Genomic DNA, 23,915 nt, shown 5'->3' with positions numbered 1-23,915 from the left:
GAAGCCCGGGCCTCAGGGGGGTGCCGCGGGTCGCCGGACGCCGCAGGGGCGGCGGTGAAGGTCGAGATGACGAAGCTTTTCCAGTACCACGCCGGAAACCATCCGCTGGACGCCATCACCAACGCCATGCTGCTGCTCGCCGAGCGGCTCGGTCGCGTCGGGCTGGCCGGCTCGGTCGGCACCTGGAACGTCCACCGCGACCTGGCGGGCCGGATCGAGCGCTTCTCCGCCGACGCGCTCGGCCCCGACGACGTCCTGCTGATCCACCATTCCGCCGACAACCCCGTGATCGACGAGGTCGTCTCGGCAAAGTGCCGCAAGATCCTCGTCTACCACAACATCACCAAGCCGGCCTTCTTCGGCCCCGGCGACGAGGTCGTCCGCAGATCCGTCGTCGAGGGCTACACCCAGTTGGCGCGGTTGCGCGGGGTCGTCGACGGTGCGGTGTGCGACAGCGCCTTCAACGCCCGCGCCCTCGTCGAGCGCGGCTTTTCCGACGTCGAGCCGATCTGCCTGCTGGCCGACTTCGAGGGCCTGCCCGACCGTCCCCACCGCGCCCGGCCCTACCGCCACCGCGACGACGTCTTCCACGTGCTCTTCGTCGGCCGGATCTGCCGCAACAAGGGGCAGCACGACCTGATCCGCGCGGTGCCCGCGATCGAGCGCGCGGTCGGCCGGCGCGTACGGCTGACCCTGTGCGGCCACGCCGACCACGGTCGCGACCATCTGCGCGCGCTGCGCGACGACACGGCCCGCCTCGGCCTCGGCGACCGTGTCGCCGTGGTCGGCGCGGTCCCGAACGAGGAGCTCTACGGCCTCTACCGCGACGCCGACGCCTATGTCTCCTACAGCCGGCACGAGGGTTTCGGCGTTCCCCTCGTCGAGGCGATGGCCTTCGGCGTCCCCGTCTTCGCCCTGCGCGCCGCCGCCGTGGCCGAGACCCTCGGCGGCGCCGGCCGTCTCCTGGAGAGCCCCGACCCGGAGGAACTCGCCGCCGCGATCGCGGAGGTCTTCCGCACGCGGTCCGGCCTTCGCGGCCTCGTCCGGCGCCAGCGGGCGCGCGCCGCCGAACTGTCGATCGACCGAAGCCTGCCGAAGCTGCTCGCGTTCCTCGACCGCCGCTACGGCCTGTCCCTTTCGGCGGCCCTGGTGCCGACACCCGCGCCGTCCGGCCGCCGGCAGGTCCTCGTCGAGGGCCCCCCCGAACCGGCTAGCACTCCGGCCGGCTTCGACGACGCCTTCGCCCGGGCGCTGCAGGCGATCGACGCGACACCCGTCCACGCGGCCGATCGCGTCGACGAACCGGACGCCGCCCCGGCCGCCGGCACCGCCGCCCCGCTCTCGATCGCCGCACCGAGCGTCGGCTTCCGCGACGCCGCGGCACCGACCGCACGCGGCCAGTTGGCCGACCTCCGCCTGCAGCGGCTCGCCGGCGGCGGGAGCCGGCTGCCGTCGTGGCTGGTGCGCCAGGTCAACGCTGGCCTCGACGGCGTCCTGGTGTCCGGGCGCCACGGCGCCAAGGTCTGCCGCGACAGCGGCGTCCGCGTGCCCGTCGCGGTGATCGACGACGGTTCCGCCGCACCGGCGCCGCCCGCGGCGACGCCGCGGGCGCGGGGCGAAGGGCCCTTCGTCTTCCTGCTCGTCGCCTCGGGACACCCCGACGAGGAGACCCACGCGGTGCTGAAGGCCTATGTTTCCGCCTTCGCCGCCACCGACGATGTGGTCCTGGTCGTCGCGGCCGGCACCGACCCGTCGACCGGCGTCCAGGCCGTGGTGGACCGCATCCGTGCCGAGCCGGACGCGCCGCGCGTCGTCGTCGACGGCGCCGAGCCGACGCCGGCGCGCCTCGCCGCGCTCTGCCGCGCCGCCGACGCCGTCGTCCCGCCGACCGCCGGACCGGTGGTCGAGGCCGTCGCCGCCGCCGCCGTCGCGGCTGGACGACTGGTGATCGCGCCCGCGATCGGCGCGCGGTTCGACCCTCGCCGCGGGGGGCGGGTGATCCGCGTGCGGTCGCGTTTCGTCGCGTCCGGCGATCCCGACGCGGAACCGGGATCGCACCGGGTCGCCTTCGACCGGCTCGACCTCGCGCGGGTGCTGAGAGCGGTCGCATCCGGGCGTGCACCGGGATCGGCGGAGCCGGAGAGAGAACGAGGGGAGGGGGAAATGCCTTGCGAGCACGTCGCGGCCTTGGTCGATCGGCTGGAGGCCCCACGGCCGACGAAGGAGCGGATCCGCCTCGCCGCGATCGCGCGCTACGACGACGGCCCGTCCGGCGACGTCGCGGCCATCGCCCGCGCCTTGCCCGCCGGGCCCTACGAGGTCGAGCACTGGGGCGCCCGGGACGCGGCCGAAGCCGCGCCCGGGACCGTCCGTCGGCTGTGGTCGCCGCGGGCGGGCGATTTCGAGTCGCTGTGCCGCCGCGCGGTCGACGAGCGCTTCGACGCCGTGCTGGTGGGCCACGACCCCGCCGCCTTCGCGGCCGACGACTTCGTCCGCGGCCTCGCCCATTTGCGCGTCCACCGGATCGTCGTGCACGTCGTCCTCGACGAGGCGCCGGAGGACGGCGCCGATGCGCGCGAAGCCTTCCTCCGCGACCACGCGGCCGAACTCGCCGCCGTCGACGGCGTCTTCGTCCACACGCTCGCCGACCTGAACCGTCTCGCCGAACACGGCCTCCACGACAGGGTGACGCTGCTGCCCCGCGTCGTCCCCGATCTCCCGGTGCTCGCGCGCGACGGGCTGCGCCACGTCCTCGGCCTCGCGGCCGACGGACCGATCGTCCTCTCGGTCGGCCCGCCGCCGCCCGACCTGATCGAGGCCTTCGCCCTGTCGCGCGGGCGCTTTCCGCGGGCGCAACTCGTCCTCGCCGCGTCGGCGGGGTCCGCTGCCGACATCCGCTGTCTCGATGCGACCTGCCGCGAGCTGATCGCCCTCCACGGCCTCGCCGACCGGGTCGTCGCCGCCGACGCGGCGCTGGCGGTCGAGCAGGTCCACATCCTCGCCGCGGCGTCCGATCTGGTCGTCGTCCCCGGCGGCGGATCGCGGGCCGAGACCGGCGCCGCCATCCGCCGTACCCTCGCCGCCCGTCGTCCGGTCCTCGCCGTCGGCGCCGACTTGGCCGAGGACGTGCTCCCCGTCGTCGCGCGGGCCGAGCGCGGCGATCCCGAAGGCCTCGCCGAGGCGATGCTCGCGATCCTCGGGTCCGAGCCACGGCTCGCCGAGGCCGACGCGCTCGCGGAGGCCTTCGTCCGCGGCCGGACGGCGCGGGACGTCGCCGAGATCGTCGTCGGCGCCGTCGAGCAGGCCGTGATGCACCGCGACGGCGTCGAGCGGCCGCTGTTCACGCTGGCGGCCGGTCCGCCGCCGGTGGCGCGGGCCTCCGAGACCGTGCTCGGCCGGCGCCGCGGCCGCGAGCTCCTCGCCGGGCTGCTCGGGCGCGCGCCGACCGACGCCGAGGTCGCCGGCATCGACAGGGCGCTCGCCGCCGGCGTTCACCTCGCCCGGGCCGTCGACGAGCTGATCGCCTCGGACGAGTATTTCGAGGCCGTCCACGCGAACCCCCGGCTGCTCGCGGCGCTGGCCCTGCCCGGCGTCGACCTCGCCGAACTGCGACGCCTCGACGGCCGCGCCTTCGTCGAGGCCTGCTACCGCGAGATCCTCGGCCGGGCCGGCGACGAGGGCGGCATCGCGCAGTTCATGCGGGCGTTCGAGCGCGCCGCGCCCGACGACGCCAAGCGCATCGTCGTCGACGTCATGACGGCCTCGCCGGAGTACCGCGACGCCGTCGTGCCGCGGATCGTGGTCGACTCCCAAGCGGGGGACGGATCGTGACCGCGCCGGCGGACCGCCCGGGCCGCGAACGTCCCGGCCGCGATCGGCTCGTCGGCGTGCGCGCGGTCGTCTTGAACGTGGTCGAGGCCGCCCTCGCCGAGCCGGCGTCGGCGTCGGCGGCCCGGGTGGCCCATCTGCGCAACGCGCTCAACTGCTTTCCCGAGCTCCGCGCCGACGTCGCCGCGCGGCTGCGCCGCGCCGGCCGGCCCGACGAAGTCGACCGCTTCGTCCACGGCCTCGCCCCGGCCGACGGCCCCGGGCCGGCCGCCGACGTCCGCTGGTCGGACCTGCGCTCGGGGGAGGCGGTCGAGGCGATCGTCGCCGCGGCGAGCGGCGGCGTCGCGGGCGCGGTCGCGCCCGGCGACCGGCTCGTGCTGGCCGCCTCCGTCCTGCTGCTGCGCCGCATGCTCGCCGACCCCGTGGTCCCCCCCGACGAAGACGTGCCCGCGGAGATCCGGTCGGCCCTCGCCGATCTGCGCCGCCACCTGCCGCCGCGACCGTCGCCGCCCGGTCCGCCCCGACCGGCGGTTTCGCTGGACGACCTTCTCGCCCGCCGCGCCGGCGACATTGATCCGTCCGCGGAGGACTAGCGGGCGCGCGATGGAGGAGGAGCGGAAGGGTCGAAGCGGGTGCAACGGCCGGGCGGCCCGCCGATCGCCCAAGGATCCGGTGGCGACCAGAGGTCCCGGGCGCTGCTCGCGCGCGAAAGCTCCGTCCACGGGTCGGAACGTCGCGAGTGCGGTATCAGCCCTGGTCCCAGCCGAACACGACCACGGGGAGCACGGTGTCGCCGATGCGTTCGCCGGTCTCGACCACGGGCCGACCGCCGCGGCGTTTGTAGAAGGCGACGGCGCCCTCGTTGGCGGCGAGGGCACGGACGGCGACGCCGGTGAACTTGAGGTCGCCGAGCAGTCGCCGGGCGGCCTGGAACAGCCGGCCGCCGAGGCCGAGGCCCTGGTATTCCGGCACGAGGTAGATCTCGTAGATCTCGCCCTTGTAGGGCAGCGTGCGCATCCGGCTCGGCCCCAGCGTGGCGTAGCCGACGATCCGGCGGTCGACCTCGAGCACGAGCACCAGCACGTGCCGGCGGATCGCCTTCTGCCACCACGTCGGGCCGCGGCGCTCGACCATCCGTTCGAGGTCGATGCCGGGCAGGATGCCGCGGTAGGCGTGGCGCCAAGCGCCGTCGTGCACCGCGGCGATCCCGGCTGCGTCGTCAACCCTGGCCCTGCGGACGTCGATCGACAGCGTGCTCATGAGGGTGAGCTTAACCCGGGGAGTCCGGTCGCGGAAGACCCGTCGCGCGCCCGCGTCACGCCGTCCGGATCACGACTTCGCCAACCGGGGCGAGCGGTCCGCGGCGGCGGTCCCCCCTTCTGTCGAGGGCGCCGCGGGGCCGGGTTCCGTACGAACGGACGGTCGGGTCAGAACCAGTTGCCGATGCGGTCCATCAGGCTCTTGTCGCTCGGCGTCGGCTCGGCGGCGGCGGCCGTCACCGGGGCCTGGCAGGGCGCGGCGGCGGTGCAGGCCGGTTCGCCGACGGCGGGGGCCGACGCCGCGAGGGCGGGACCGGACGGCGCCGGGGCGGCGAGCGGCGGGATCGCGGCGGCCGGCGTGACGGCGGGCGGCGCGGCCGCGACCGGGGCCGTCGCGACGGTCGGGTTCGGGCGTGCCGCCGCGGGCCGGGCGGCCGACGGGCGGGCGGTGGCTACGGTGGCGGCAGCCGCGACGGGAGCTGTCGCGACGGGAGCCGTCGCCGCGGGCGCGACGGCGGCGACGACCGGCTCGGGCGCGGCCTCGGCCGGCGGCGCCTCGTCCGATCCGAAGGAGAACAGCCGGCCGAACATCGCGCCGACGCCGGAGGACGGCGGCTGCGGCGCGGCCACGAGGGCGAGCGCCGGCTCCGGCTCCGGCAGGCGCGGATCGCGCCGGGGCAGCGGCGCCGCGTCGACGGCGGCGGTCGTGACGGGGTCGCCGGCGTCGGTCGGCGCCGGTGCGGTCGCGACCAGGGTGCCGGTGGCCGTCGGCTCGCCGCCGACGCCGGCGACGTTGCCGACGCTGGTGGCGGCGCTGCGCACGGTGTCGACCAGCGCGGTGATCAGCTTGCCGCCGTCGCCGCGCGGCTGCAGGGCGGCGATCCGCGCCTCCTCGGCGCGGCGGCGCTCGGCCTCGACGTTCTGGGCGATCAGGATCTGGCGGCGCTCCTCGGCCTCCCGCTCGGTGCGGAAGCGGGCGGCCATCACCACCGCCTTGTCGTCGTCGGCCTTGGCCTTGGCGGTGAGCGCCGCCACCAGTTCCGGCGGCTTGACCAGTTCGGGGCAGGCCGCGGCCGGGTTCAGCGCCGCCTTGGCGGTGGCGTTGAAGACGTACTTGCGGCCGCAGACGTCGACCCGCGGCTCCTGGCGCGTCAGCTCGAAGGTATCGTAGCCCTCCTTGAGCATGCGCCAGAACGGCATGTTGGGGTCGTCCCAGTGCCGCGCCATGTTCTCGGCGGTCATGCGGAAGGGATAGGCCTGCAGCTGGAACGCCTTCTGGCCGCCGCGGAAGGCGTCCCGCGCCAGGGTGTAGATCTCCTGGATCTGCGCGTCGGTCATGGCGTAGCAGCCGCGCGACGAACAGGCGCCGTGCACCATCAGCGCCGAGCCGGTGCGCCCGTTGGCGCGGTCGTAGGCGTTGGGGAATCCGGTGTTGAAGGAGAGGTGATAGGCCGAGTTCGGGTTCATCAGGCCGGGGGTGATGGTGTAGTAGCCCTCCGGCGCCTGACGGTCGCCCTCCTTGATCTTCGGCCCGAGCCGGCCCGACCACTTGCAGATGTCATAGGTGGCGAGCAGGGCGTAGCGTCCGGTCCGGTCCTTGCGCCAGACCTCGAACTTGCTCTCCTCCTTGAAGATCCGCATCAGCACCGGCGCGTCGGACGCGATGCCGAGCCGGCTCATCGCCTCGTTCATCTTCGGCCCGAGCGGACGGGAGGCCTTGGGGCCGTAGCCGAGTTCGTCGGCCTGACAGCCCGCCAGCGTCGCGGCGACGACCAGCGCGCCGACGAGGCGTGGCAGCCGGCCGATGGCGGCCTTGCCGGAGAAGGGCTTGCCCGAGAGGATCTTGCCGAGGAGAGCGCGCATGCGTCGGTTCGCCGTCGATGTGGGACGCCCCCCCGCGCCCTGGACCACCGCCGGCCCCGGGCCGGCATCCGACCCGCATCCTCGGGGGATACGGTTACCGAAAGGTTACCACGACGGGAGCGTCAGAGCTTCAGGTCGCGCCCGATCGCCAGGAACTTGTCGCGCCGGGCCTTGCGCACCTCGGCCGGGGTCAGCGGGTCGAACTCGGCGAGGCCGGCCTCGATGGTGTCGCCGGCCGCCTTCATCACGGCGGCGGGGTCGCGGTGGGCGCCGCCGACCGGCTCCTTGACGACGCCGTCGACGATGCCGAGCCGCTGCAGGTCCTGCGCGGTGATCTTCATGCCGGTGGCGGCGTCCTGGGCACGGGCGCTGTCCTTCCACAGGATCGAGGCCGCGCCCTCGGGCGAGATCACGCTGTAGATGGCGTGCTCGAGCATGTAGGCCCGGTTGGCGGTGGCGATCGCGATCGCGCCGCCCGAGCCGCCCTCGCCGATCACCAGCGCGACGTTGGGCTGGCCGAGGCGCAGGCACGCCTGGGTCGAGCGCGCGATCGCCTCGGCCTGGCCGCGCTCCTCGGCGCCGATGCCCGGATAGGCGCCGGCGGTGTCGACGAAGGCGATCACCGGCAGGCGGAAGCGCTCGGCGAGGTCCATGACGCGGACCGCCTTGCGGTAGCCCTCGGGCCGGGCCATGCCGAAATTGTGCTTGATGCGGGTCTGGGTGTCGTGACCCTTTTCCTGGCCGAGCACCGCGACCGGGCGGCCGCGGAAGCGGCCGAGGCCCGCCAGGATCGCCTCGTCCTCGCCGAAGGTGCGGTCGCCGGCGAGCGGGGTCCAGTCATCGATCAGGCTGCCGATGTAGTCGGCGGCGTGCGGCCGGTCGGGATGGCGGGCGACCAGGGTCTTCTGCCAGGGCGTCAGCTTGGCGTAGAGGTCGGCCAGCGCCTGGGCGGCCTTGGCCTCGAGCTTGGCGATGTCGTCGCCGATCGCCACGGCGTCGCCGGACTGGCCGAGCGCCTTCAACTCCTGGACCTTGCCGTCGAGGTCCGCCACCGGCTTTTCGAATTCGAGGTAGCTGCGCATCCGGTTCTCTCGTCGGGCCCCCGGCGTCGTGGGGCGGGCGGCTCGCGATGGGCGAAGCGACGGCGGCGCACACTGGCCGCGACGCTCGCTCCTGTCAACGGCGATCGCGGCGAATCCAAGGCGGGGCTCAGCCGCCCGACAACGGGTGGTGGTCGGCGACGAGGGCGGCGAGCCGGTGCTCGAGCACGTGGGTGTAGATCTGCGTCGTCGCGATGTCGGCGTGGCCGAGCAGCTCCTGCACCACCCTGAGATCGGCGCCGTTGGAGAGCAGGTGGCTGGCGAAGGCGTGGCGGACGACGTGCGGCGACACCTTGGCCGGCGCGATGCCGAGCCCGGCGGCGAAGGCCTTCAGTTCGCGCGCGAAGGCCTGCCGGGTGACGTGGCCGCTCTCGCTCTCGGCCGGGAACAGGTGGCGCCCGCCCGCCCCGCCGGCCGCCTTCAGCGCCGCGCGATAGGCGAGCACCGCCTCGCGGCCGCGGGCGCCGAGCGGCACCAGCCGTTCCTTGCCGCCCTTGCCGCGCACCGTCATCGCGCGGGTGTCGGCGCGCACCGCCGCCGCGGGCAGGCCGACGAGCTCGGACACGCGCAGGCCCGAGGCGTAGAGCACCTCCATCATCGCCGAGAAGCGCAGCGTGCGCAGCTTGTCGCGCGGCTTCTCGGTGTCGGCGGCGGCGAGGAGGGCGGCGGTGTCGAGCATCCGCCCGACCTCGTCCATCGACAGCACCTTCGGCAGCGGCCGCGCCGGCTTCGGCCGGTCGACGGTGGTGGTCGGGTCGTCGGACCGGCGCCCCTCGGCGAACAGGAACTTGTGCAGCTGGCGCACCGCCGACAGCCGCCGCGCCTGGGTGGTACGGGCGAGGCCGCGGGCGGAAAGGTCCGCCACGAAGGCAGTGACGTCGGCGCGGCCGGCATCCGCCACCGAGCGTCCGCGCGCCTTCAGGAAGGCGGCGTATTCGGCGAGGTCGCGGCCGTAGGCGGCGAGCGTGTTGGCCGCCGCCCCGCGTTCGACGGCGAGCGCCTCCAGGAAGGCCTCGGTGAGATGGGCAGCCATCGGCGCCTCCGTGGCTGTCACCGGTCCGACGGCGCCGGCTTGCCGGCGTCGCGGATGATCCGGGAATCGATCGGCTCTGTGATGGTGCGCGTCCTCGGCGCGACCAGGTTCGCCAGCGCCATCATGGCGCCGACCACCAGGGCGACGGCGATCACGACGGTGCGGGCGAAGCGGCTGAGCGTCGGCATGGCCGCCATCCTCGGCGAAGACGGTTAAGGAGAGCGAAAGCCCGGGGGAGGGCGCGTCGGCGGACCGGGCCGCGCTTGACAGGACGGCCGGGCCGGTCCCAAGAGAAATTCATGAGCGAAGCCACGACGGACGCCGAGACGGCGTCGCACCCGACGGCCGCCGACGCCGACCGTGTCCGCGGGCTGCTCGCCCGCCTGGGCGAGCGTTCCATCGTGCTGGTCGGCATGATGGGCGCCGGCAAGACATCGGTCGGCAAGCGCCTCGCCGCCCGCCTCGGCCTGCCCTTCGTCGATGCCGACCACGCCATCGAGGAGGCCGCGGCCAAGACCATCCCGGAGATCTTCGCCGAGCACGGCGAGGCCTATTTCCGCGACGGCGAGCGCCGCGTCATCGCCCGGCTGCTGCGCGAGCGCCGTCAGGTCGTCGCCACCGGCGGCGGCGCCTTCATGAACGCCGAGACGCGCGAGGCCATCCGCGCCGCCGGCGTCTCGGTCTGGCTGAAGGCCGACGCCGACGTGCTGTTCGAGCGCGTCAAGCGCCGCGCCAACCGGCCGCTGCTCCAGACCGAGGATCCCGAGGGCACGCTGCGCCGCCTCGTCGCCGAGCGCTACCCGGTCTACGCCGGGGCCGACCTCACCGTGCTCTCGCGCGACGTGCCGCACGAGGCCGTCGTCGAGGACGTCTTCACCGCGCTCGAAACCGGGCTCGCGCCGCAACACCGACCCGCCGAGGGCACCCGATGACCGCCGACGCCGTCCGTGTCCCCGTCTCGCTCGGCGAGCGGTCCTACGACATCGTCATCGGCGACGGCCTCCTCGCCGACGCCGGCAGCCTGTTCCGCGCCGTGCTGCCGAAGGCGCGCGCGGCGATCGTCACCGACGTCAACCTCGCCAACCGCCACCTGCCGGCGCTCGAGAAGGCCTTCCTCGCCGCCGGCGTCGAGGCGAGCGCGATCGTGATCCCGCCGGGCGAATCCTCTAAGAGCTTCGAGGTGTTCGAGCTCGTCGTCGATCAGATGATCGGCGGCCGCTACGAGCGCGGCGACGCGGTGGTGGCGCTCGGCGGCGGCGTCGTCGGCGACCTCTCCGGCTTCGTCGCCGGCGTCGTGCGCCGCGGCATGCGCTTCGTCCAGATCCCGACCTCGCTGCTCGCCCAGGTCGACAGCTCCGTCGGCGGCAAGACCGGCATCAACGTCCGCCACGGCAAGAACCTCGTCGGCGTCTTCCACCAGCCCGACCTCGTCATCGCCGACACCGGCGTGCTCGACACCCTGTCCGAGCGCGAGTTCCGCGCCGGCTACGCCGAGGTCGCCAAATACGGCCTGATCGACGATCCCGACTTCTTCGCCTTCCTGGAGGCGAACTGGCGCGAGGTCTTCGCCGGCGGCCCCGCCCGCGGCCACGCCATCGCGGTGTCCTGCCGATCCAAGGCCGCGATCGTCGCCCGCGACGAGCGCGAGACCGGCGACCGCGCGCTGCTCAACCTCGGCCACACCTTCGGTCACGCCCTCGAGGCGGCGACCGGCTATTCCTCCGCGCGGCTCGTCCACGGCGAGGCGATCGCCATCGGCATGGTGCTGGCGCACGACTTCTCCGTGCGCATGAACCTGATGGGCCCCGAGGACGCCGTCCGTGTCCGCCGTCACTTCGAGACCGTCGGCCTGCCGACCCGGCTCGATCAGGTCCCCGGCGGCCTGCCCGACGCCGACGGCCTGATGACCCTGATCGCCCAGGACAAGAAGGTCGCCCGCGGCGCGCTCACCTTCATCCTCTCGCGTGGTGTCGGCCGGTCCTTCATCGCCCGCGACGTTCCGCCCGAGGCTGTCCGCCACTTCCTCGCCGGCGAACTCGGCGCGGCCTGACGCGCCCGACCCCCGTGGCCGGCCCCGCCGTTGCAGCGATGTCGCGTCGGCGCGCGGATGCGGCCGGCCGGTGTCTGCCGCAGTGCAAAAGGCCGCCCGGGCGTGCTATCCCTGCGGTGGACAGGGACCGGGGCGGGCACCCGCCGGGATAATTCGATGCGATCGACGAGGGGGCACGGCGCTTGGCTGCGGCTCCGCGGCAGGCTGGCCGCGGCGGCCCTCGCCTCGTCGGTGGTCGCGCCCTTGACCATCCTCCCGGCGATCGCCGCAGCCGCGGAGGTGTCCGGACCCGTGGACGCCCGCTGTGGCGGCGAGACCGTCGCGGCGGCGCGGGTGGCCGGGGACGCGGCCGACGCGACCCCGGGTCTCCTCCGCCCCGCCACCTTCCGGCCGGTGCTGCCCTTCGCGGCCACCTCCGGCGCCGGCCCGACCGGCGCCGCCCTCGAGGGCGTTCTGCTGCCGGCCGACGCCCGGCCCGCCGACCGCACGGCCCTTGCCGCGGCGCTCGCGGCCCTCGCCGGCCGTGCCGTCGTCGTCCACGGTGCCACCGCGCGGCTCGACCGCCGCGGCCGGATCGTCGGCGCCGTTTCGGTCGACGGCCACGGCCATCTCCAGGCCCGCCTGCTCGCCGCCGGCCTCGTGCTGTTCGACGGCGCCGAAAGCCCTTGCGCGACCGCCCTCGCCGCGGCGGAGGCCGGGGCACGGCGGGAGCGGATCGGTCTGTGGTCGGATCCCGCGCGTCCGCGCGCCGCGGCCGCACCCGCCGTCGGCCTGCCGGACTTCGCGATCCTGTCGGGACGGGTGAAATCGGTGGGCAAGAGCGGCCGGACCACCTATCTGAATTTCGGCGACCGTTTCGCGGAGGACCTCACGGTCCGCGTCGCGGAGCGAGTCGTCGCGGCGCTGCGGGGCGCCGGAACGGACGTGGACGGCCTTGCCGGTCGCCGCGTCCTGGTGCGCGGCTGGGCGAGCCCGCGCGCGGGGATCGACGTCGCGCTCGCTTCGGCGGCCGCGCTCGTCCCCGACGACGACGGCAGGGATCGGTGACGGCATGACGGAGGCGGTTCTGCGACGGCGGCGACGCTCGGGATCCGGTTTGACGGCGGGCGTGTTCGCGCTGCTCGCCGCGCTGGCACTGGCCGGTTGCGCGGACACCCTCGGCGGCGACGAGGGCGTCCGGGCGAGCGCGCTCGCGCCGACGCCGCCACCGCCCGCGGCCGAGACGCCCAAGGTCGATCCGGCCGAGGTGGCGATCGCCGAGCGCGAGCACCCGAAGATTCTCGCCGCCTTCGGGGGCACCTACGAGGACCGCGACGCCGAGATCGCGATCGCCCGTGCGGTCGGCCGTCTGGTCACCGCCAGCGACGAGCCCTGGCGCAACTACCGCGTCACCATCCTGAACTCGCCGGCGGTCAACGCCTTCGCGCTGCCGGGCGGCTACGTCTACGTCACCCGCGGCCTGCTCGCGCTCGCCAACGACACCTCGGAGGTCGCCGCGGTGATCGCCCACGAGATGGCGCACGTCACCGCCCGCCACGCCTTCTCGCGCGCCGAGCGCGCCCAGGCCGCGGCGATCGCCAACCGCGCCGTCCAGAACGTGGTCGACAATCCCGACCAGCAGAAGACCGTGCTCGCCAACACCCAGCTGTCGCTGGCGCGCTTCTCCCAGGAGCAGGAGCTCCAGGCCGACGCCATGGGCATCCGCACCCTGGAGCGCGCCGGCTTCGATCCCTACGCCGCCGCCCGCTTCCTGACCTCGATGGCGCGCTACGCCGCCTGGAAGACAGCGGTCCCGGCCGACGGCGGCAAGGACGGCACCGACTTCCTGTCCTCCCATCCCTCGACGCCCGAGCGGATCAGCCAGGCGGTCGCCGCCGCCGCGGCGGCCGGAACCGGCCCCGGCGACCGCGACCGCGACGGATATCTCACCCACGTCGATGGGTTGATGTTCGGCGACGACCCGGTCGAGGGCTACGTCCGCGGCCGCGAGTTCCTGCACGCCAAGCTCGGCCTCGCCTTCACGGTGCCGGCGGGCTTCCAGCTCGAGAACACTGCCCGGGCCGTGCTCGCCACCGACCCTTCGGGCACGGCGATGCGCTTCGACGGTGCCGACGTGCCGCGCGGCGGCGACCTCGTCGGCTATCTCACCGCCGGCTGGATCAACGGGCTCGATCAGGCGAGCGTGCGCACGCTGTCGATCAACGGCCTGCCCGCGGCGGTCGCTTCGGCTGCGGCCCGCGGCTACCACTACCGCATCGCGGTGATCCGCTTCGGCGACCAGACCTACCGCTTCCTGTTCGCTTCCAAGGTGCCGGGCCCCGCCTTCGACAAGGCCTTCCTCGACACCGTCGCCTCCTTCCGGGCGCTGCCGCCCGGCGAGCAGGCCGGCCTTCGGCCGCTGCACATCCGCGTCGTCACCGTCCAGCCCGGCGACACCGTCGAGACGATCGCCCGGCGGATGTCGATGATGGACCGCCCGGTCGACCTCTTCCGCGTCCTCAACGGCCTGGGGCCGGCCGACCAGCCGACGCCCGGCAGCAAGGTCAAGATCGTCTCCGAGACCTGAAAGGAATTCGGCGATCCCCTTGGGCCGCCGTCAAAGCACGGCCTCGATCAGGAACGGCCCGGGCTCGGCGACGGCGGCGGCGAAGGCGCGGCGGAAGCCGGCGACGTCGTCGCAGCGGATCCCGGGCACGCCCATGCCGCGGGCGAGCGCGACCCAGTCGAGCGGCGGGCCGTCGAGGTCGAACATCCGGCGGGCGTTGCGGCCGATCTCGGCGACGCCGACGCCCCGCATCTCGCCGTAGAGGATCGCGTAGGCGCGGTTGGACAGGATCACCGTGACGACGTCGAGGCCCTCGCGGGCCTGGGTCCACAGCCCCTGCACCGTGTACATGCCGCTGCCGTCGGCCTGCATCGACACCACCTTGCGCCCGGGCGCGCCGACCGCCGCACCGGCGGCGAGCGGGATGCCGATGCCGATCGCGCCCCCGGTGAGCTGCAGGAGGTCGTGCGGCGCCGCGCCGGCGGTGGCGGCGTAGAGCGGCGCGCCGGCGGTCAGTGCCTCCTCGACCAGCACCGCGCCCTCCGGCAGCGCCCGCGCCACCACCGCGGCGATCGCGTCGGCGTCGAGCCGGCCGTCCGCGGGATCCGGCGGCAGCGGCGCGTCGGGACCGGCGGGGATCGTCGCCGAGGCGTCGACGGCGTCGGCGAGAGCGGCGAGTGCCGCCGGCAGGTCGTCGGTGCCCTCGGCGAGGCGGACGATCATGCAGTCGGGTCGGGCGAGGAAGCTCGGCTTGCCGGGATAGCCGAAGAAGCCGGCCGGCGGCCGGGCACCGACGAGCACGACGAGGTCGAGGTCGGCGAGGAAGCCGGTGGCGACGTCGACCGGGTAGGGCACCTTCGGCGCCGCGGGGCGGCCGGCGCCGCGCTCGACGCGGGCGTTGAACATCTCCGAGAGGAGCCGGGCCCCGGTCGCGGCGGCGATCCGGGCGGCGTCCGCGAGGGCGGCACCGCGGAGCGCGTCGCCGGCGAGCAGCAGCCCGGCGCGGCGTCCGGCCCGACGGGCGTCCGCGAGTGCCACGGCGACCGCCGCGACCGCGGCGGCGTCGAAGCCGCGGCGGGCGGGCGCGGGACCGGCGACGGCGGCCGCCGTCTCGGGTCCCCAGGCGACGTCGGCCGGCAGGATCAGGGTCGCGATCCCGGGCGTCGCGCGGGCCGCCTCGAGGGCGCGGCGGGCGCCGGCGGCGACGCTCTCGCCCGGCGCGAGCCGCGTCACGTGGTCGGACATCGGGCGGGCGAGGCCCTCGATGTCGGTCGTCAGCGGCGCGTCGGCGGCGACGTGCCAAGTGGCGTGGTCGCCGACCACCACCACCATCGGCGAGCGGGCGCGGCGGGCGTTGTGGAGGTTGGCGAGGCCGTTGGCGAGACCGGGCCCGAGGTGGAGCAGGGCCGCGGCGGGCCGGCCGGCCATGCGGGCGTAGCCGTCCGCGGCGGCCGTGACGACGCCCTCGGCGAGGCCGAGGATGCAGCGCATCTCCGGCCGGCGGTCGAGGGCGGCGACGAAGTGCATCTCCGACGTGCCCGGGTTGGCGAAGCAGACGTCGATGCCCCCGTCGAGCAGCGCCCCGCACAGGGCTTCGGCTCCGTTCATGTCCTTGCCTCCCGCCTCGCCGCCGCGCCGCCGGACCCGGGTCCGGCGGCGTGGCGCACGCATCGTGGCGGCGAGGATAGCCGTCCGGCGCGCCGGACGCGACCGCCCCGCTCAGGCGGCGTTCAGTTCGGCGACGAAGGCGTCGACCTCCCGCCGCATCTCGGCGGAACGGCCGTCGAGGCCGGTCGACAGCGTCATCAGCTGGGTCGAGGCCGCGCCGGTCATCTCGGCGGCGGTGCCGACGCCGGCGATGTTGCCGGTCACCGACGCCGCCCCGGCGGCGGCGCGCTGGGTGTTGGCGGCGATCTCGGCGGTGGCGGCGCCCTGCTCCTCGACCGCGCCGGCGATCGCCGAAGCCGCTTCCCGGATGGTGGCGATGGTGCCGACGATCCGGCCGATCGCGCCGACGGTCGTGCCGGTCGCCGCCTGGATCTCGCCGACCTTGCGGCCGATCTCCTCGGTCGCCCGCGCGGTCTGGTTGGCGAGTTCCTTGACCTCGGCGGCCACCACGGCGAAGCCGCGCCCGGCCTCGCCGGCACGGGCCGCCTCGATGGTGGCGTTGAGCGCCAGCAGGTTGGTCTGGCCGGCGATGTTGGAGATCAGCTCGACGACCTCGCCGATCTTCTGGGCGGAGTCGGCGAGCGAGTGGACGCTGGCGGTGGTCGCCTCGGCCTCGCGGGCGGCGTCCTCGGCGACGTGGGCCGAGTGGTCGACCTGGGTGCCGATCTCGCGCACCGACACGGCGAGTTCCTCGGTGCCGGCTGCGACGGTGGCGACGTTGGTGGAGGCCTCCTCGGCGGCCCCGGCCACCGACTGGGCCTGCCTGGACGTCTCCTCGGCGGTCGCCGACAGGTTGCGGGCGGCGTCGGCGACCTCGGCAGAGGCGCGCACGAAGCCTTCCGCCAGCTGCTGCATCCGGCCGACGAAGCGCTCGGCGAGGCCGGCGCGGCGCCGATTGGCGGCGTCCTCGGCCGCCTTGGCGGCTTCACGGGCCTCCCGCGCCGCTTCGGCGTCGGCGAGACCGAGCCGCAGGGCGTCGAGGCCTTCGGCGAGCACGCCGATCTCGTCGCGCCGGCCGCGGCCGGCGATCGCCGTCGCGTAGTCGCCGCCGCGCAGCCGCGCCATCGCGTCGGTGACGCCGGCGAGCGGTCGGATCACGGTGACGCGCAGCACCATGAACGCCGCGAAGCCGATCGCCAGGGTGATCGCTACGATGCCGCCGATCGACCAGACCACGGCGCCGTCCGTGGCGACGCTGTTGTCCGCGCTGGTGGTCTGGAGCGCGGCGATGTTCGTCTCGTTGACGGTGGTCATGTCGCGCTGGTAGGCGGCGAGGGCGGTCTCGCAGGGGCCGGTCATCGCCGCCATGGCGGCGGCCTTCTCGGCGGGGTCGAGCGAGTCGGTGCGCTTCACGACCTCGCCGCATGCGCCGGCGAACAGCTTGTCGAAGCCGGCGCGAACGCCCTCGAACGTGGCCGCCTGCGACGGCTGCGCCGTCTTCGCCGCGTCGATGCGATCGTTGAAGCCCTTCACCATCTCGATCCGGTCGGCCTCGGCGGCGTCGACCGTGGCGCGATCGGTCGAGGCGGCCTCGCGGTAGATCGCGCTGCGCACCGAGGCGACGTAGCGGTTGGCGCGGGCGAGCTGGACGCTCGCCATCGCGTCCCCGGAGAGGAGCGCGCTGTAGCGCTGGTCGATGTCCTTCATCTGGAAACCGGCATAGCCGGCCCCGCCGATCGCCCCCAGACCCAGCAGGGCGATCATCGAAACGACCTTCGTCATCAGGGAGATGTTCTCGAGCGACATTGCGCGTCTCCTGCACCGTGATGCCGGAAACGTGGCCGATCGAGGTTAACGAATTCACTTCTCATGCGTGCATATATGAGGCGTGATACCACTTACAGATTATATACATCGCACTAGGACGTTCTGACGAGCGGGCGGCCGGAACGGATCGTCGCAACCGTGGCACCACCGCGAAGACGCCGAGTCCGGAGCCCCGCACCAAGGGACCACCCTCGCATCCGGGACCGCGACGCCTGCGCGGTCGGCGAATCGCCGGCTACCGCCGTCACGCCGGCGCCATCTCCGGGTGGGCGTCGAGCAGCGCCGAGCGCAGCTTCTCGAGCGCGCGGCTCTCGATCTGGCGCACCCGCTCCTTGGAGATACCGAGCTCCGCGCCGATCGCCTCCAGCGTCGCGCCCTCCTCGTCGAGCCGGCGCTCGCGCAGGATCCGCATCTCGCGTTCGGACAGCACCGTCATCGCCTGACGCAGCCAGCCGATCCGGCGCTCGCCGTCGATCTGGTCGCCGACGGTCTCGTCCGGCAGGGGCGCGTCGCAGACGAGGAAGTCCATCCGGTCGGCGCCGCCGCCCTCGGTCTCGCCGACCGGGGCGTTGAGCGAGGTGTCCGGACCGGAGATCCGCGCCGCCATGGTGGCGACGTCCTCGCGGCTGACGCCGACCGCATCGGCGATCCGGCGGTGCACCTCGTCCTCGGTCAGCGTGGCGTCGCCGGCGGCGATCTTGGCGCGCAGGCGCCGGAGGTTGAAGAACAGCGCCTTCTGCGCCGACGACGTGCCGCCGCGCACGATCGACCAGTTGCGCAGGATGTAGTCCTGGATCGAGGCGCGGATCCACCACGTGGCGTAGGTCGAGAAGCGGACGTTGCGTTCCGGCTCGAAGCGCGCGGCCGCCTCGAGCAGCCCGACGTGGCCCTCCTGGATCAGGTCGGGCGTCGACAGGCCGAAGTTGCGGAAGCGGGCGGCGATGGCGATGACGAGGCGCATGTGGGCCTGGGTCAGCCGGTGCAGCGCCTGCTGGTCGCCGGCGTCCTTCCAGGCTTGCGCCAATTGCTGCTCCTCCTCGCGTTCGAGGTAGGGCGCGCGCATGGCGGCGCGGACGAAGGAACGGGCGGCGGTGGGTGTCCTCGTCATGAGACGCTCCCTTCGGGTGGTCCGGCCCCGGAAACGTCCTCCTCTACGCATGATCGGACGGGCCGGATTGTGGCGGTGCCGCGCACGATCCCGTGTACGCGGCGGCACTGACGCGAACGTGATCGCACCGGCGGCCGGACCGACGTCCGGCCCGCCCCGCCCTCGCTGAACACGCGGACCGCGCGGCATGTTCCGCCCGGGGCGCGACGCCGCCCCGTCGGCGCCGGTACCCGCAGAGCCGGTGCGCCTGCCCGTGACCCGGCCACGAAACGCCGAAGGGCGCGGCCTCGTCCGAGGCCGCGCCCTTCGCGCGAAGTCGTTCGCGACCGTCCGTCGGACGGCCCCGGTCGGATCGTTCCGATCAGGCCGCCTCGGCCTCGTCCTCGTCGGCCTCGTCGGTCGTCTCGGCGTCGCCGCGCGCGGCGACCCGGCGCGGGCTCTTGTTCAGGCTGTCCTCGATCCGGCGGATCGCTTCGGTCTCGGTCATCTTCGAGACGGCGGAGATCTCGCGGGCCATGCGGTCGAGCGCGGCTTCGTAGAGCTGGCGCTCGGAATAGGACTGCTCCGGCTGGCTGGCGGCGCGATGCAGGTCGCGGACCACCTCGGAGATGGCGATCAGGTCGCCGGAATTGATCTTGGCCTCGTATTCCTGGGCGCGGCGGCTCCACATCGTCCGCTTGACGCGGGCGCGGCCCTTGATGATCTCGAGCGCCTTCTCCACCGTGTCGGCCTCGGCGAGTTTGCGCATGCCCACCTGCTCGGCCTTACCCGTCGGCACGCGCAGGGTCATCTTGTCCTTCTCGAAGACGATGACGAACAGATCGAGTTTGAGACCGGCGATTTCCTGCTCCTCGATCGAAACGATCTGGCCGACCCCGTGGGCCGGGTAGACGATGTGTTCGCCGGTCTTGAAACCGTTGCGGGCAGCGGCTTTCTTCGCAGTGGCCATTCGGTCCATCCACTCCTGGTGACGGCGGGGCTCACGGCGCTGGCCTCCCGTGCGCACGGGATGCGGACATACGTCGTTGCGACCGGGCTCGCGGCCCGCCCTGCCGGCACGCTCTCGCGTTTGTTTACAGCCGATCGGGGTGATGTCCCGGTTCCGAGGTCGCGTCCCCCACCGGGGTGATGGGGGCGCCGGCTTGGTGCCGGCGGAACGACCGACCATAAAAAAGCCCCGGGAGGGGGGCCTCTTGGCGACCGGGGACGATATGTCGACTGCCGAGATTTCTATAGCACAATATGCGCGGGGATCAAAGCACTAAGCGGCCGCCCCGGCGAAGCGGCCGGCGACGTCCGTCATGCCTGCCCTGCATTTTCTGCAGGTCTCCGGTGCGGGCCGCAACGGCCCGCCCGCTCAGTCGCCCTGGCCGGGCTCGGGGGAGAAATACTTCTCCAGCTTGCCTTCGACGCCGTCGAACTCCTTGGCGTCGGCCGGCGCGTCGCGCTTGGTGGTGATGTTCGGCCACTTCGCGGCGAAGTCGGCGTTGAGCTGCAGCCAGCTCTCCAGCCCCGGCTCGGTATCCGGCTTGATCGCCTCCGCGGGACATTCCGGCTCGCAGACGCCGCAGTCGATGCATTCGTCCGGATGGATGACGAGCATGTTCTCGCCCACGTAGAAGCAGTCCACCGGACAGACTTCCACGCAATCCGTGTACTTGCAGCGAATGCAGTTGTCGGTGACGACGTATGTCATGTCGGCAGGGCTCCCGGTCGGACCCGGTCAAGCGGTATCGATGCGTTCGTCGGCTGCGTAACGGAGTTCGCCGCGGGGTGCAAGAGGGTAGGACCGCGGTCCACCGGTCCTCCTCGACCACCCGCAGGGACGGCGCCGACCGTCAGGACTCCTCGTCCTCCGGCGCCGGCTCAGGGGTCGGCGAGCGGTCGACGTAGAGCCGGATCGCCTCGGGATGGGAGCCGCGGCGCTCGGCGAAGCCGGCCACCTCCAGGATGCGCACGCGCCCGGCGATCCCGATCGTCAGCACGTCGCCGATCCTGACCGGCTGCGCCGCAGCGTCGATCTTGCGGCCGTTGACGCGGACCTTTCCGGATTCGGCCAGCGCCTGTGCCAGCGGCCGGGTCTTCACGACCCGGGCGAACCACAGCCACTTGTCGATCCGCTGGCGTTCCTCGGCCATCGTCCGTCCCCGCGGCGGCCGGGTGCGGGACCCGCCGTCACTTCTTCTTCTGGCGCTGCTCCAGGTCGGCCTTCAGCGCGGCGAGCGCGGCGAAGGGCGACGACGGATCCACCGGCTTCTCGCGCTTCGGTGCGCGCTCCTGCGGCGGACGGCGGTCGTCGCGGCGCGGCGCCTCGGCCGCCGCCGGACGGTCGTCGCGACGCGGGCCGGACGGACGGTCGTGCCGCTCCGGGCGCGGCGCGCCGCCCTCGGGCCGGCGATCCCCGCGCGGCTGGTCGTTGCGGTCGGGGCGGCGCTCGCCGCGGCCTTCCCCGCGCCCCTCGCCGCCACGTCCGCCGTCCTGGCGCGGGGCGCGGTCGTCGCGGCGCGGGCCGCCGTGACCATGGCCGTGGCGACCCTGCTCGGGCCGCCGGCCGCGGTCGAACCGACCCGGCCGCCAGATCTCGATCTCGCGCTCCTCCAGCACCGGCGCCTCGGCGGCGGCCTCGGCCGGAGCGGATTCGGCCGGAGCAACCTCGGCCTCGGCGGCCTCGGCAGGGGCCTCGGTCGGCGCGGCGGTCTCCTCGGCGGGTGCGGCGCCGACCTCGACTTCGGCGCTGCCGACGGCGTCGACGGTCTCGGCCGCAGCGGCTTCCGCCGGAGCCTCCGCCGTCTCGGCCGCCACGGCCTCCGCCGGCGCGCCCTCGGGCTCGTCCATCCCGGCCGATTCGGCATTCTCGCCGTCCGGGATCGCCACGGCCGCGGCCGAACCGGCGACCACGACCGGCGAGGCGGTCGCCTCCGGCGCGGCGGCGGCGGCCGCCGCCGGGCGGACCGGCACCTCGACCTTGCGCTTCTCCATGCGGTAGCCGAGGCCGCGCAGGATCGAGGCGAAGTCCTCGCCGGAGCAGCCGAGCAGCGACGTCATCGCCACGGTGACGGTGAAGGCGCCTCCCTGGGCGATCGCGCCGTCGGGCGGGGTCGCGCCGTCGCCGGTCGGCTTCCAGGCGATCAGCGGGCGAATGATGTCGGCGAGGCGCTCCAGGATGTCGATGCGGACCGCGCGCTCGCCGGCGACGCGGAAGCCGACCAGCCGGTAGAGCGTCTTCTCGAAGGTGGGGTCGACCTTGATGGAGGTGCGGCCGGAGGCGGACAGCTGCGGCAGCTCGGCGAGGCCCGGCATGTCGAGCGTGCCGTGCTTCAGCGCCCAGAGCTGGGCGACGAGGGCGGCCGGCGCGGGCTTCAGGAGCGCCGGCACGTAGATGTGGTAGGCGCCGAAGCGGACGCCGTGCTTGCGCATCACCGCGCGCTGGGTCTGGTCGAGCGCCTTGACGTCGTCGGCGACCTCGGCGCGCTCCAGCGTGCCGAGCGCCTCGACCATGCGGAAGGCCACGCCGCGGGCGAGGCCCTCGAGATCGGCGGCGGTCCTGAGGTCGACCAGCGGCTTCAGCAGCGTGCCGACGTGGGCACCGACCCAGAGGTCGAGCCGGGCCTGGACCTTGTCGCGCGCCGGGCCGGTCAGTTGCTCGTCGGCGAGCAGCTGGACGCGGGGGGCGAGCGCGTCCTCGCCGGGCAGCAGCTTGGCGACCGGCTGGCCGAGCCAGCGCAGGCTGCCGTCGCTCGACAGCACGACGTCGTCGTTGGGGGCCTTGGAGATCCGGTCGGCGCGGCGCTCGAACTCGCTCGACAGCGCCTTGGCCGCCGCGGCCCGCACCGCCTTGCCGTCGGGGGATTCGGCGACGGTCGACGGGTCGGGCAGGAACCGGAACCCGTGGAGCTCGCCGACGTGCTGCCCTTCGACGAGCACGGCGCCGGTCCCGGTGATTTCGGCTTCGAGCATGGCGTTTTCTCTCAGGCGTTTCATGAGGACGGACGTGCGCCGGTCGACGAAGCGCTGCGTCAGGCGGTCGTGCAGCGCGTCGGACAGACGATCCTCTATCGCGCGCGTGCGGTCTTGCCAATGGAGGGGATCGTCGAGCCATGCGGAACGATTGGCGACGAAGGTCCAGGTGCGGATGTCGGCGAGGCGCTGCGACAGGCTGTCGATGTCGCCGTCGACCCGGTCGGCGAGCCCGACCTGCCGGGCGAACCAGTCGTCGGGGATGCGGCCGCGATCGGTCAGGAAGCGGTAGAGCGAGATCACGAGGTCGCCGTGGTGGGCCGGCGAGATCTTGCGGAAATCGGGGACCTGGCAGGTGTCCCAGAGCAGGCCGACCCGGTCGCGGCCGGCCGCCCGGTCGGCGACCGCCTCGTCGCGGAGCGCGTGGTCGAGGGCGCGCTGGTCGTCCGAGGGCAGGGCGCGGGCGAGGCCGTCGGTGTTCGGCTGGCGGTCGAGCGAGCGCCGCAGCGCCGCGACCGAGGCGAAGTCGAGGTCGGCGTTGCGCCACTGGAACGTCTTCACCGGCTCGAAGTCGTGGCTCTCGATCGCCTGGACGAGGTCCTCGTCGAACGGGGCGACCCGACCGGTGACGCCGAAGGTGCCGTCGTTGAGGAAGCGGCCGGCGCGGCCGGCGATCTGGCCGAGTTCCGACGGGGTCAGGTTGCGGAACTGGTAGCCGTCGAACTTGCGCGCCTGGGCGAAGGCGACGTGGTCGACGTCGAGGTTGAGACCCATGCCGACGGCGTCGGTGGCGACCAGGAAGTCGACGTCGCCGTTCTGGAACAGCGCCACCTGGGCGTTGCGGGTGCGCGGGGAGAGGGCGCCCATCACCACCGCCGCGCCGCCGCGCTGGCGCCGGATCAGTTCGGCGACGGCGTAGACCTCCTCGGCGGAGAAGGCGACGATCGCCGAGCGCTGCGGCAGCCGCGTGAGCTTCTTCTCGCCGGCGTAGACGAGCTGGCTGAGCCGGGGCCGGCTCACCACGTTCACGCCCGGCATCAGCTTTTCGATCAAGGGCCTGGCGGTGGCCGAGCCGAGCAGCAGCGTCTCGTGGGTGCCGCGGACGTTGAGGAGGCGGTCGGTGAAGACGTGGCCGCGCTCGAGGTCGCCGGCGAGTTGGACCTCGTCGATCGCCACGAAGGCGACGTCGAGGTCGCGCGGCATCGCCTCCACGGTGGAGACCCAGTAGCGCGCGCCGGGCGGGACGATCTTCTCCTCGCCGGTGACCAGTGCCACCTGCGACACCCCGGCGCGGGCCGAGATGCGGCCGTAGACCTCGCGCGCCAACAGGCGCAGCGGCAGGCCGATCGCGCCGGAGGCGTGCCCGAGCAGCCGCTCGATGGCGAGGTGGGTCTTGCCCGTGTTGGTGGGTCCGAGCACCGCCGTGACGGTCCGGGCCCGGGTCGCCGAGGCCAGAGGGGCCCGCTGGATCACTGTCATCGGTTCGGCCGGCGTCCTGGAACGTCGTCTCGAAGGGGCGTCGGCGGCAGGGACGTCCCCGGCCGGCCGGCCGTCTCTAGCACGGGGCGAGGCCGGACGCGCGGGGATATTTCCGCGCGCCGACGGAACAATCCCGCCCGGTGGGCGGCGCCGGCGGCGTTCGGAACCTACGCCGAACAGATGGCGACCGAATCGGCGTCCGCAAGGGATTCCGGATTCGTTCCCCACCAGATCTCGGGTCCGGGCGCCCTCGGGGGA

18 protein-coding genes are annotated in these 23,915 nt (G+C 74.0%); 6 read left to right on the top strand and 12 right to left on the bottom strand.

Annotated elements, in window-relative coordinates; all coding sequences use genetic code 11:
* Positions 1-66 precede the first annotated feature (66 nt).
* The gene (locus tag EDD54_RS13085; RefSeq protein WP_126539836.1) at positions 67-3,831 is read left to right on the top strand and encodes a glycosyltransferase; all 3,765 of its coding nucleotides are present in this window, start codon (positions 67-69) and stop codon (positions 3,829-3,831) included.
* Complete coding sequence (locus EDD54_RS13080) at positions 3,828-4,421, top strand: hypothetical protein (RefSeq protein WP_126539834.1); 594 nt, start codon at positions 3,828-3,830, stop codon at positions 4,419-4,421. The genes EDD54_RS13085 and EDD54_RS13080 overlap by 4 nt, the downstream gene beginning before the upstream one ends.
* Before the next feature lie 154 nt (positions 4,422-4,575).
* Here the strand turns inward: EDD54_RS13080 and EDD54_RS13075 are convergent, their stop codons facing one another.
* From EDD54_RS13075 to EDD54_RS13055, 5 genes are all read right to left on the bottom strand, one after another.
* The gene (locus tag EDD54_RS13075; RefSeq protein ID WP_126539832.1) at positions 4,576-5,088 is read right to left on the bottom strand and encodes a GNAT family N-acetyltransferase; all 513 of its coding nucleotides are present in this window, start codon (positions 5,086-5,088) and stop codon (positions 4,576-4,578) included.
* A 167-nt stretch (positions 5,089-5,255) separates the two neighbouring features.
* On the bottom strand, positions 5,256-6,950 hold the full coding sequence (locus EDD54_RS23220; RefSeq protein ID WP_208112194.1) for a L,D-transpeptidase family protein: 1,695 nt from the start codon (positions 6,948-6,950) through the stop codon (positions 5,256-5,258).
* A gap of 122 nt (positions 6,951-7,072) precedes the next feature.
* Positions 7,073-8,032: an acetyl-CoA carboxylase carboxyltransferase subunit alpha gene (locus EDD54_RS13065; protein ID WP_126539830.1), complete on the bottom strand. Its 960-nt coding sequence runs from the start codon at positions 8,030-8,032 to the stop codon at positions 7,073-7,075.
* A 127-nt stretch (positions 8,033-8,159) separates the two neighbouring features.
* Positions 8,160-9,083, bottom strand: a complete 924-nt coding sequence (locus EDD54_RS13060; protein ID WP_126539828.1) for a site-specific tyrosine recombinase XerD — start codon at positions 9,081-9,083, stop codon at positions 8,160-8,162.
* Positions 9,084-9,100: 17 nt separating this feature from the next.
* Complete coding sequence (locus EDD54_RS13055) at positions 9,101-9,271, bottom strand: histidine kinase (RefSeq protein ID WP_126539826.1); 171 nt, start codon at positions 9,269-9,271, stop codon at positions 9,101-9,103.
* Positions 9,272-9,382: 111 nt separating this feature from the next.
* On the opposite strand from EDD54_RS13055, the gene EDD54_RS13050 reads away from it, so the two are divergent.
* The 4 genes from EDD54_RS13050 (at position 9,383) to EDD54_RS13035 (ending at position 13,699) form a co-directional block, all read left to right on the top strand.
* On the top strand, positions 9,383-10,015 hold the full coding sequence (locus EDD54_RS13050; RefSeq protein ID WP_126539824.1) for a shikimate kinase: 633 nt from the start codon (positions 9,383-9,385) through the stop codon (positions 10,013-10,015).
* On the top strand, positions 10,012-11,133 hold the full coding sequence (aroB, locus tag EDD54_RS13045) for a 3-dehydroquinate synthase (protein ID WP_126539822.1): 1,122 nt from the start codon (positions 10,012-10,014) through the stop codon (positions 11,131-11,133). The genes EDD54_RS13050 and aroB overlap by 4 nt, the downstream gene beginning before the upstream one ends.
* A 243-nt stretch (positions 11,134-11,376) precedes the next feature.
* Positions 11,377-12,180, top strand: a complete 804-nt coding sequence (locus EDD54_RS13040; RefSeq protein WP_208112192.1) for a thermonuclease family protein — start codon at positions 11,377-11,379, stop codon at positions 12,178-12,180.
* A 49-nt stretch (positions 12,181-12,229) separates the two neighbouring features.
* A complete protein-coding gene (locus tag EDD54_RS13035; RefSeq protein ID WP_245515760.1) occupies positions 12,230-13,699 on the top strand; it encodes a M48 family metalloprotease in 1,470 nt (489 codons plus the stop codon).
* A gap of 30 nt (positions 13,700-13,729) precedes the next feature.
* On the opposite strand, the gene EDD54_RS13030 is transcribed toward EDD54_RS13035, so the two are convergent.
* From EDD54_RS13030 to EDD54_RS13000, 7 genes are all read right to left on the bottom strand, one after another.
* The gene (locus EDD54_RS13030) at positions 13,730-15,286 is read right to left on the bottom strand and encodes an acetolactate synthase large subunit (RefSeq protein ID WP_126539816.1); all 1,557 of its coding nucleotides are present in this window, start codon (positions 15,284-15,286) and stop codon (positions 13,730-13,732) included.
* A 111-nt stretch (positions 15,287-15,397) separates the two neighbouring features.
* Positions 15,398-17,092, bottom strand: a complete 1,695-nt coding sequence (locus EDD54_RS13025) for a methyl-accepting chemotaxis protein (protein ID WP_207620521.1) — start codon at positions 17,090-17,092, stop codon at positions 15,398-15,400.
* A gap of 265 nt (positions 17,093-17,357) precedes the next feature.
* Entirely contained in the window at positions 17,358-18,221 is an 864-nt protein-coding gene (locus EDD54_RS13020) for an RNA polymerase factor sigma-32 (protein ID WP_126539814.1), read from the bottom strand.
* A gap of 361 nt (positions 18,222-18,582) precedes the next feature.
* Positions 18,583-19,170 (bottom strand): CarD family transcriptional regulator, encoded by a 588-nt coding sequence (locus EDD54_RS13015; protein WP_126539812.1) that lies wholly within the window; start codon positions 19,168-19,170, stop codon positions 18,583-18,585.
* 408 nt (positions 19,171-19,578) lie between these two features.
* The gene (gene fdxA, locus EDD54_RS13010; protein ID WP_126539810.1) at positions 19,579-19,917 is read right to left on the bottom strand and encodes a ferredoxin FdxA; all 339 of its coding nucleotides are present in this window, start codon (positions 19,915-19,917) and stop codon (positions 19,579-19,581) included.
* A 142-nt stretch (positions 19,918-20,059) separates the two neighbouring features.
* Positions 20,060-20,359, bottom strand: a complete 300-nt coding sequence (locus tag EDD54_RS13005; protein WP_126539808.1) for an RNA-binding S4 domain-containing protein — start codon at positions 20,357-20,359, stop codon at positions 20,060-20,062.
* Between the two features lie 37 nt (positions 20,360-20,396).
* Positions 20,397-23,657, bottom strand: a complete 3,261-nt coding sequence (locus tag EDD54_RS13000) for a helicase-related protein (protein WP_126539806.1) — start codon at positions 23,655-23,657, stop codon at positions 20,397-20,399.
* Positions 23,658-23,915: the final 258 nt, after the last annotated feature.

Origin of the sequence: Oharaeibacter diazotrophicus, from assembly GCF_004362745.1 — a bacterium.
Lineage (GTDB): Bacteria > Pseudomonadota > Alphaproteobacteria > Rhizobiales > Pleomorphomonadaceae > Oharaeibacter > Oharaeibacter diazotrophicus.
This window is presented reverse-complemented; position numbering and strand designations above follow the sequence as displayed.

Excerpts from the sequence above, each read along its gene's own strand:
- EDD54_RS13085 (WP_126539836.1), top strand. The coding sequence starts at position 67 with ATGACGAAGCTTTTCCAGTACCACGCCGGAAACCATCCGCTGGACGCC.
- EDD54_RS13075 (WP_126539832.1), bottom strand. The coding sequence starts at position 5,088 with ATGAGCACGCTGTCGATCGACGTCCGCAGGGCCAGGGTTGACGACGCA.
- EDD54_RS23220 (WP_208112194.1), bottom strand. The coding sequence starts at position 6,950 with ATGCGCGCTCTCCTCGGCAAGATCCTCTCGGGCAAGCCCTTCTCCGGC.
- EDD54_RS13065 (WP_126539830.1), bottom strand. The coding sequence starts at position 8,032 with ATGCGCAGCTACCTCGAATTCGAAAAGCCGGTGGCGGACCTCGACGGC.
- EDD54_RS13060 (WP_126539828.1), bottom strand. The coding sequence starts at position 9,083 with ATGGCTGCCCATCTCACCGAGGCCTTCCTGGAGGCGCTCGCCGTCGAA.
- EDD54_RS13055 (WP_126539826.1), bottom strand. The coding sequence starts at position 9,271 with ATGCCGACGCTCAGCCGCTTCGCCCGCACCGTCGTGATCGCCGTCGCC.
- EDD54_RS13050 (WP_126539824.1), top strand. The coding sequence starts at position 9,383 with ATGAGCGAAGCCACGACGGACGCCGAGACGGCGTCGCACCCGACGGCC.
- aroB (WP_126539822.1), top strand. The coding sequence starts at position 10,012 with ATGACCGCCGACGCCGTCCGTGTCCCCGTCTCGCTCGGCGAGCGGTCC.
- EDD54_RS13030 (WP_126539816.1), bottom strand. The coding sequence starts at position 15,286 with ATGAACGGAGCCGAAGCCCTGTGCGGGGCGCTGCTCGACGGGGGCATC.
- EDD54_RS13025 (WP_207620521.1), bottom strand. The coding sequence starts at position 17,092 with ATGTCGCTCGAGAACATCTCCCTGATGACGAAGGTCGTTTCGATGATC.
- EDD54_RS13020 (WP_126539814.1), bottom strand. The coding sequence starts at position 18,221 with ATGACGAGGACACCCACCGCCGCCCGTTCCTTCGTCCGCGCCGCCATG.
- EDD54_RS13015 (WP_126539812.1), bottom strand. The coding sequence starts at position 19,170 with ATGGCCACTGCGAAGAAAGCCGCTGCCCGCAACGGTTTCAAGACCGGC.
- fdxA (WP_126539810.1), bottom strand. The coding sequence starts at position 19,917 with ATGACATACGTCGTCACCGACAACTGCATTCGCTGCAAGTACACGGAT.
- EDD54_RS13005 (WP_126539808.1), bottom strand. The coding sequence starts at position 20,359 with ATGGCCGAGGAACGCCAGCGGATCGACAAGTGGCTGTGGTTCGCCCGG.
- EDD54_RS13000 (WP_126539806.1), bottom strand. The coding sequence starts at position 23,657 with ATGACAGTGATCCAGCGGGCCCCTCTGGCCTCGGCGACCCGGGCCCGG.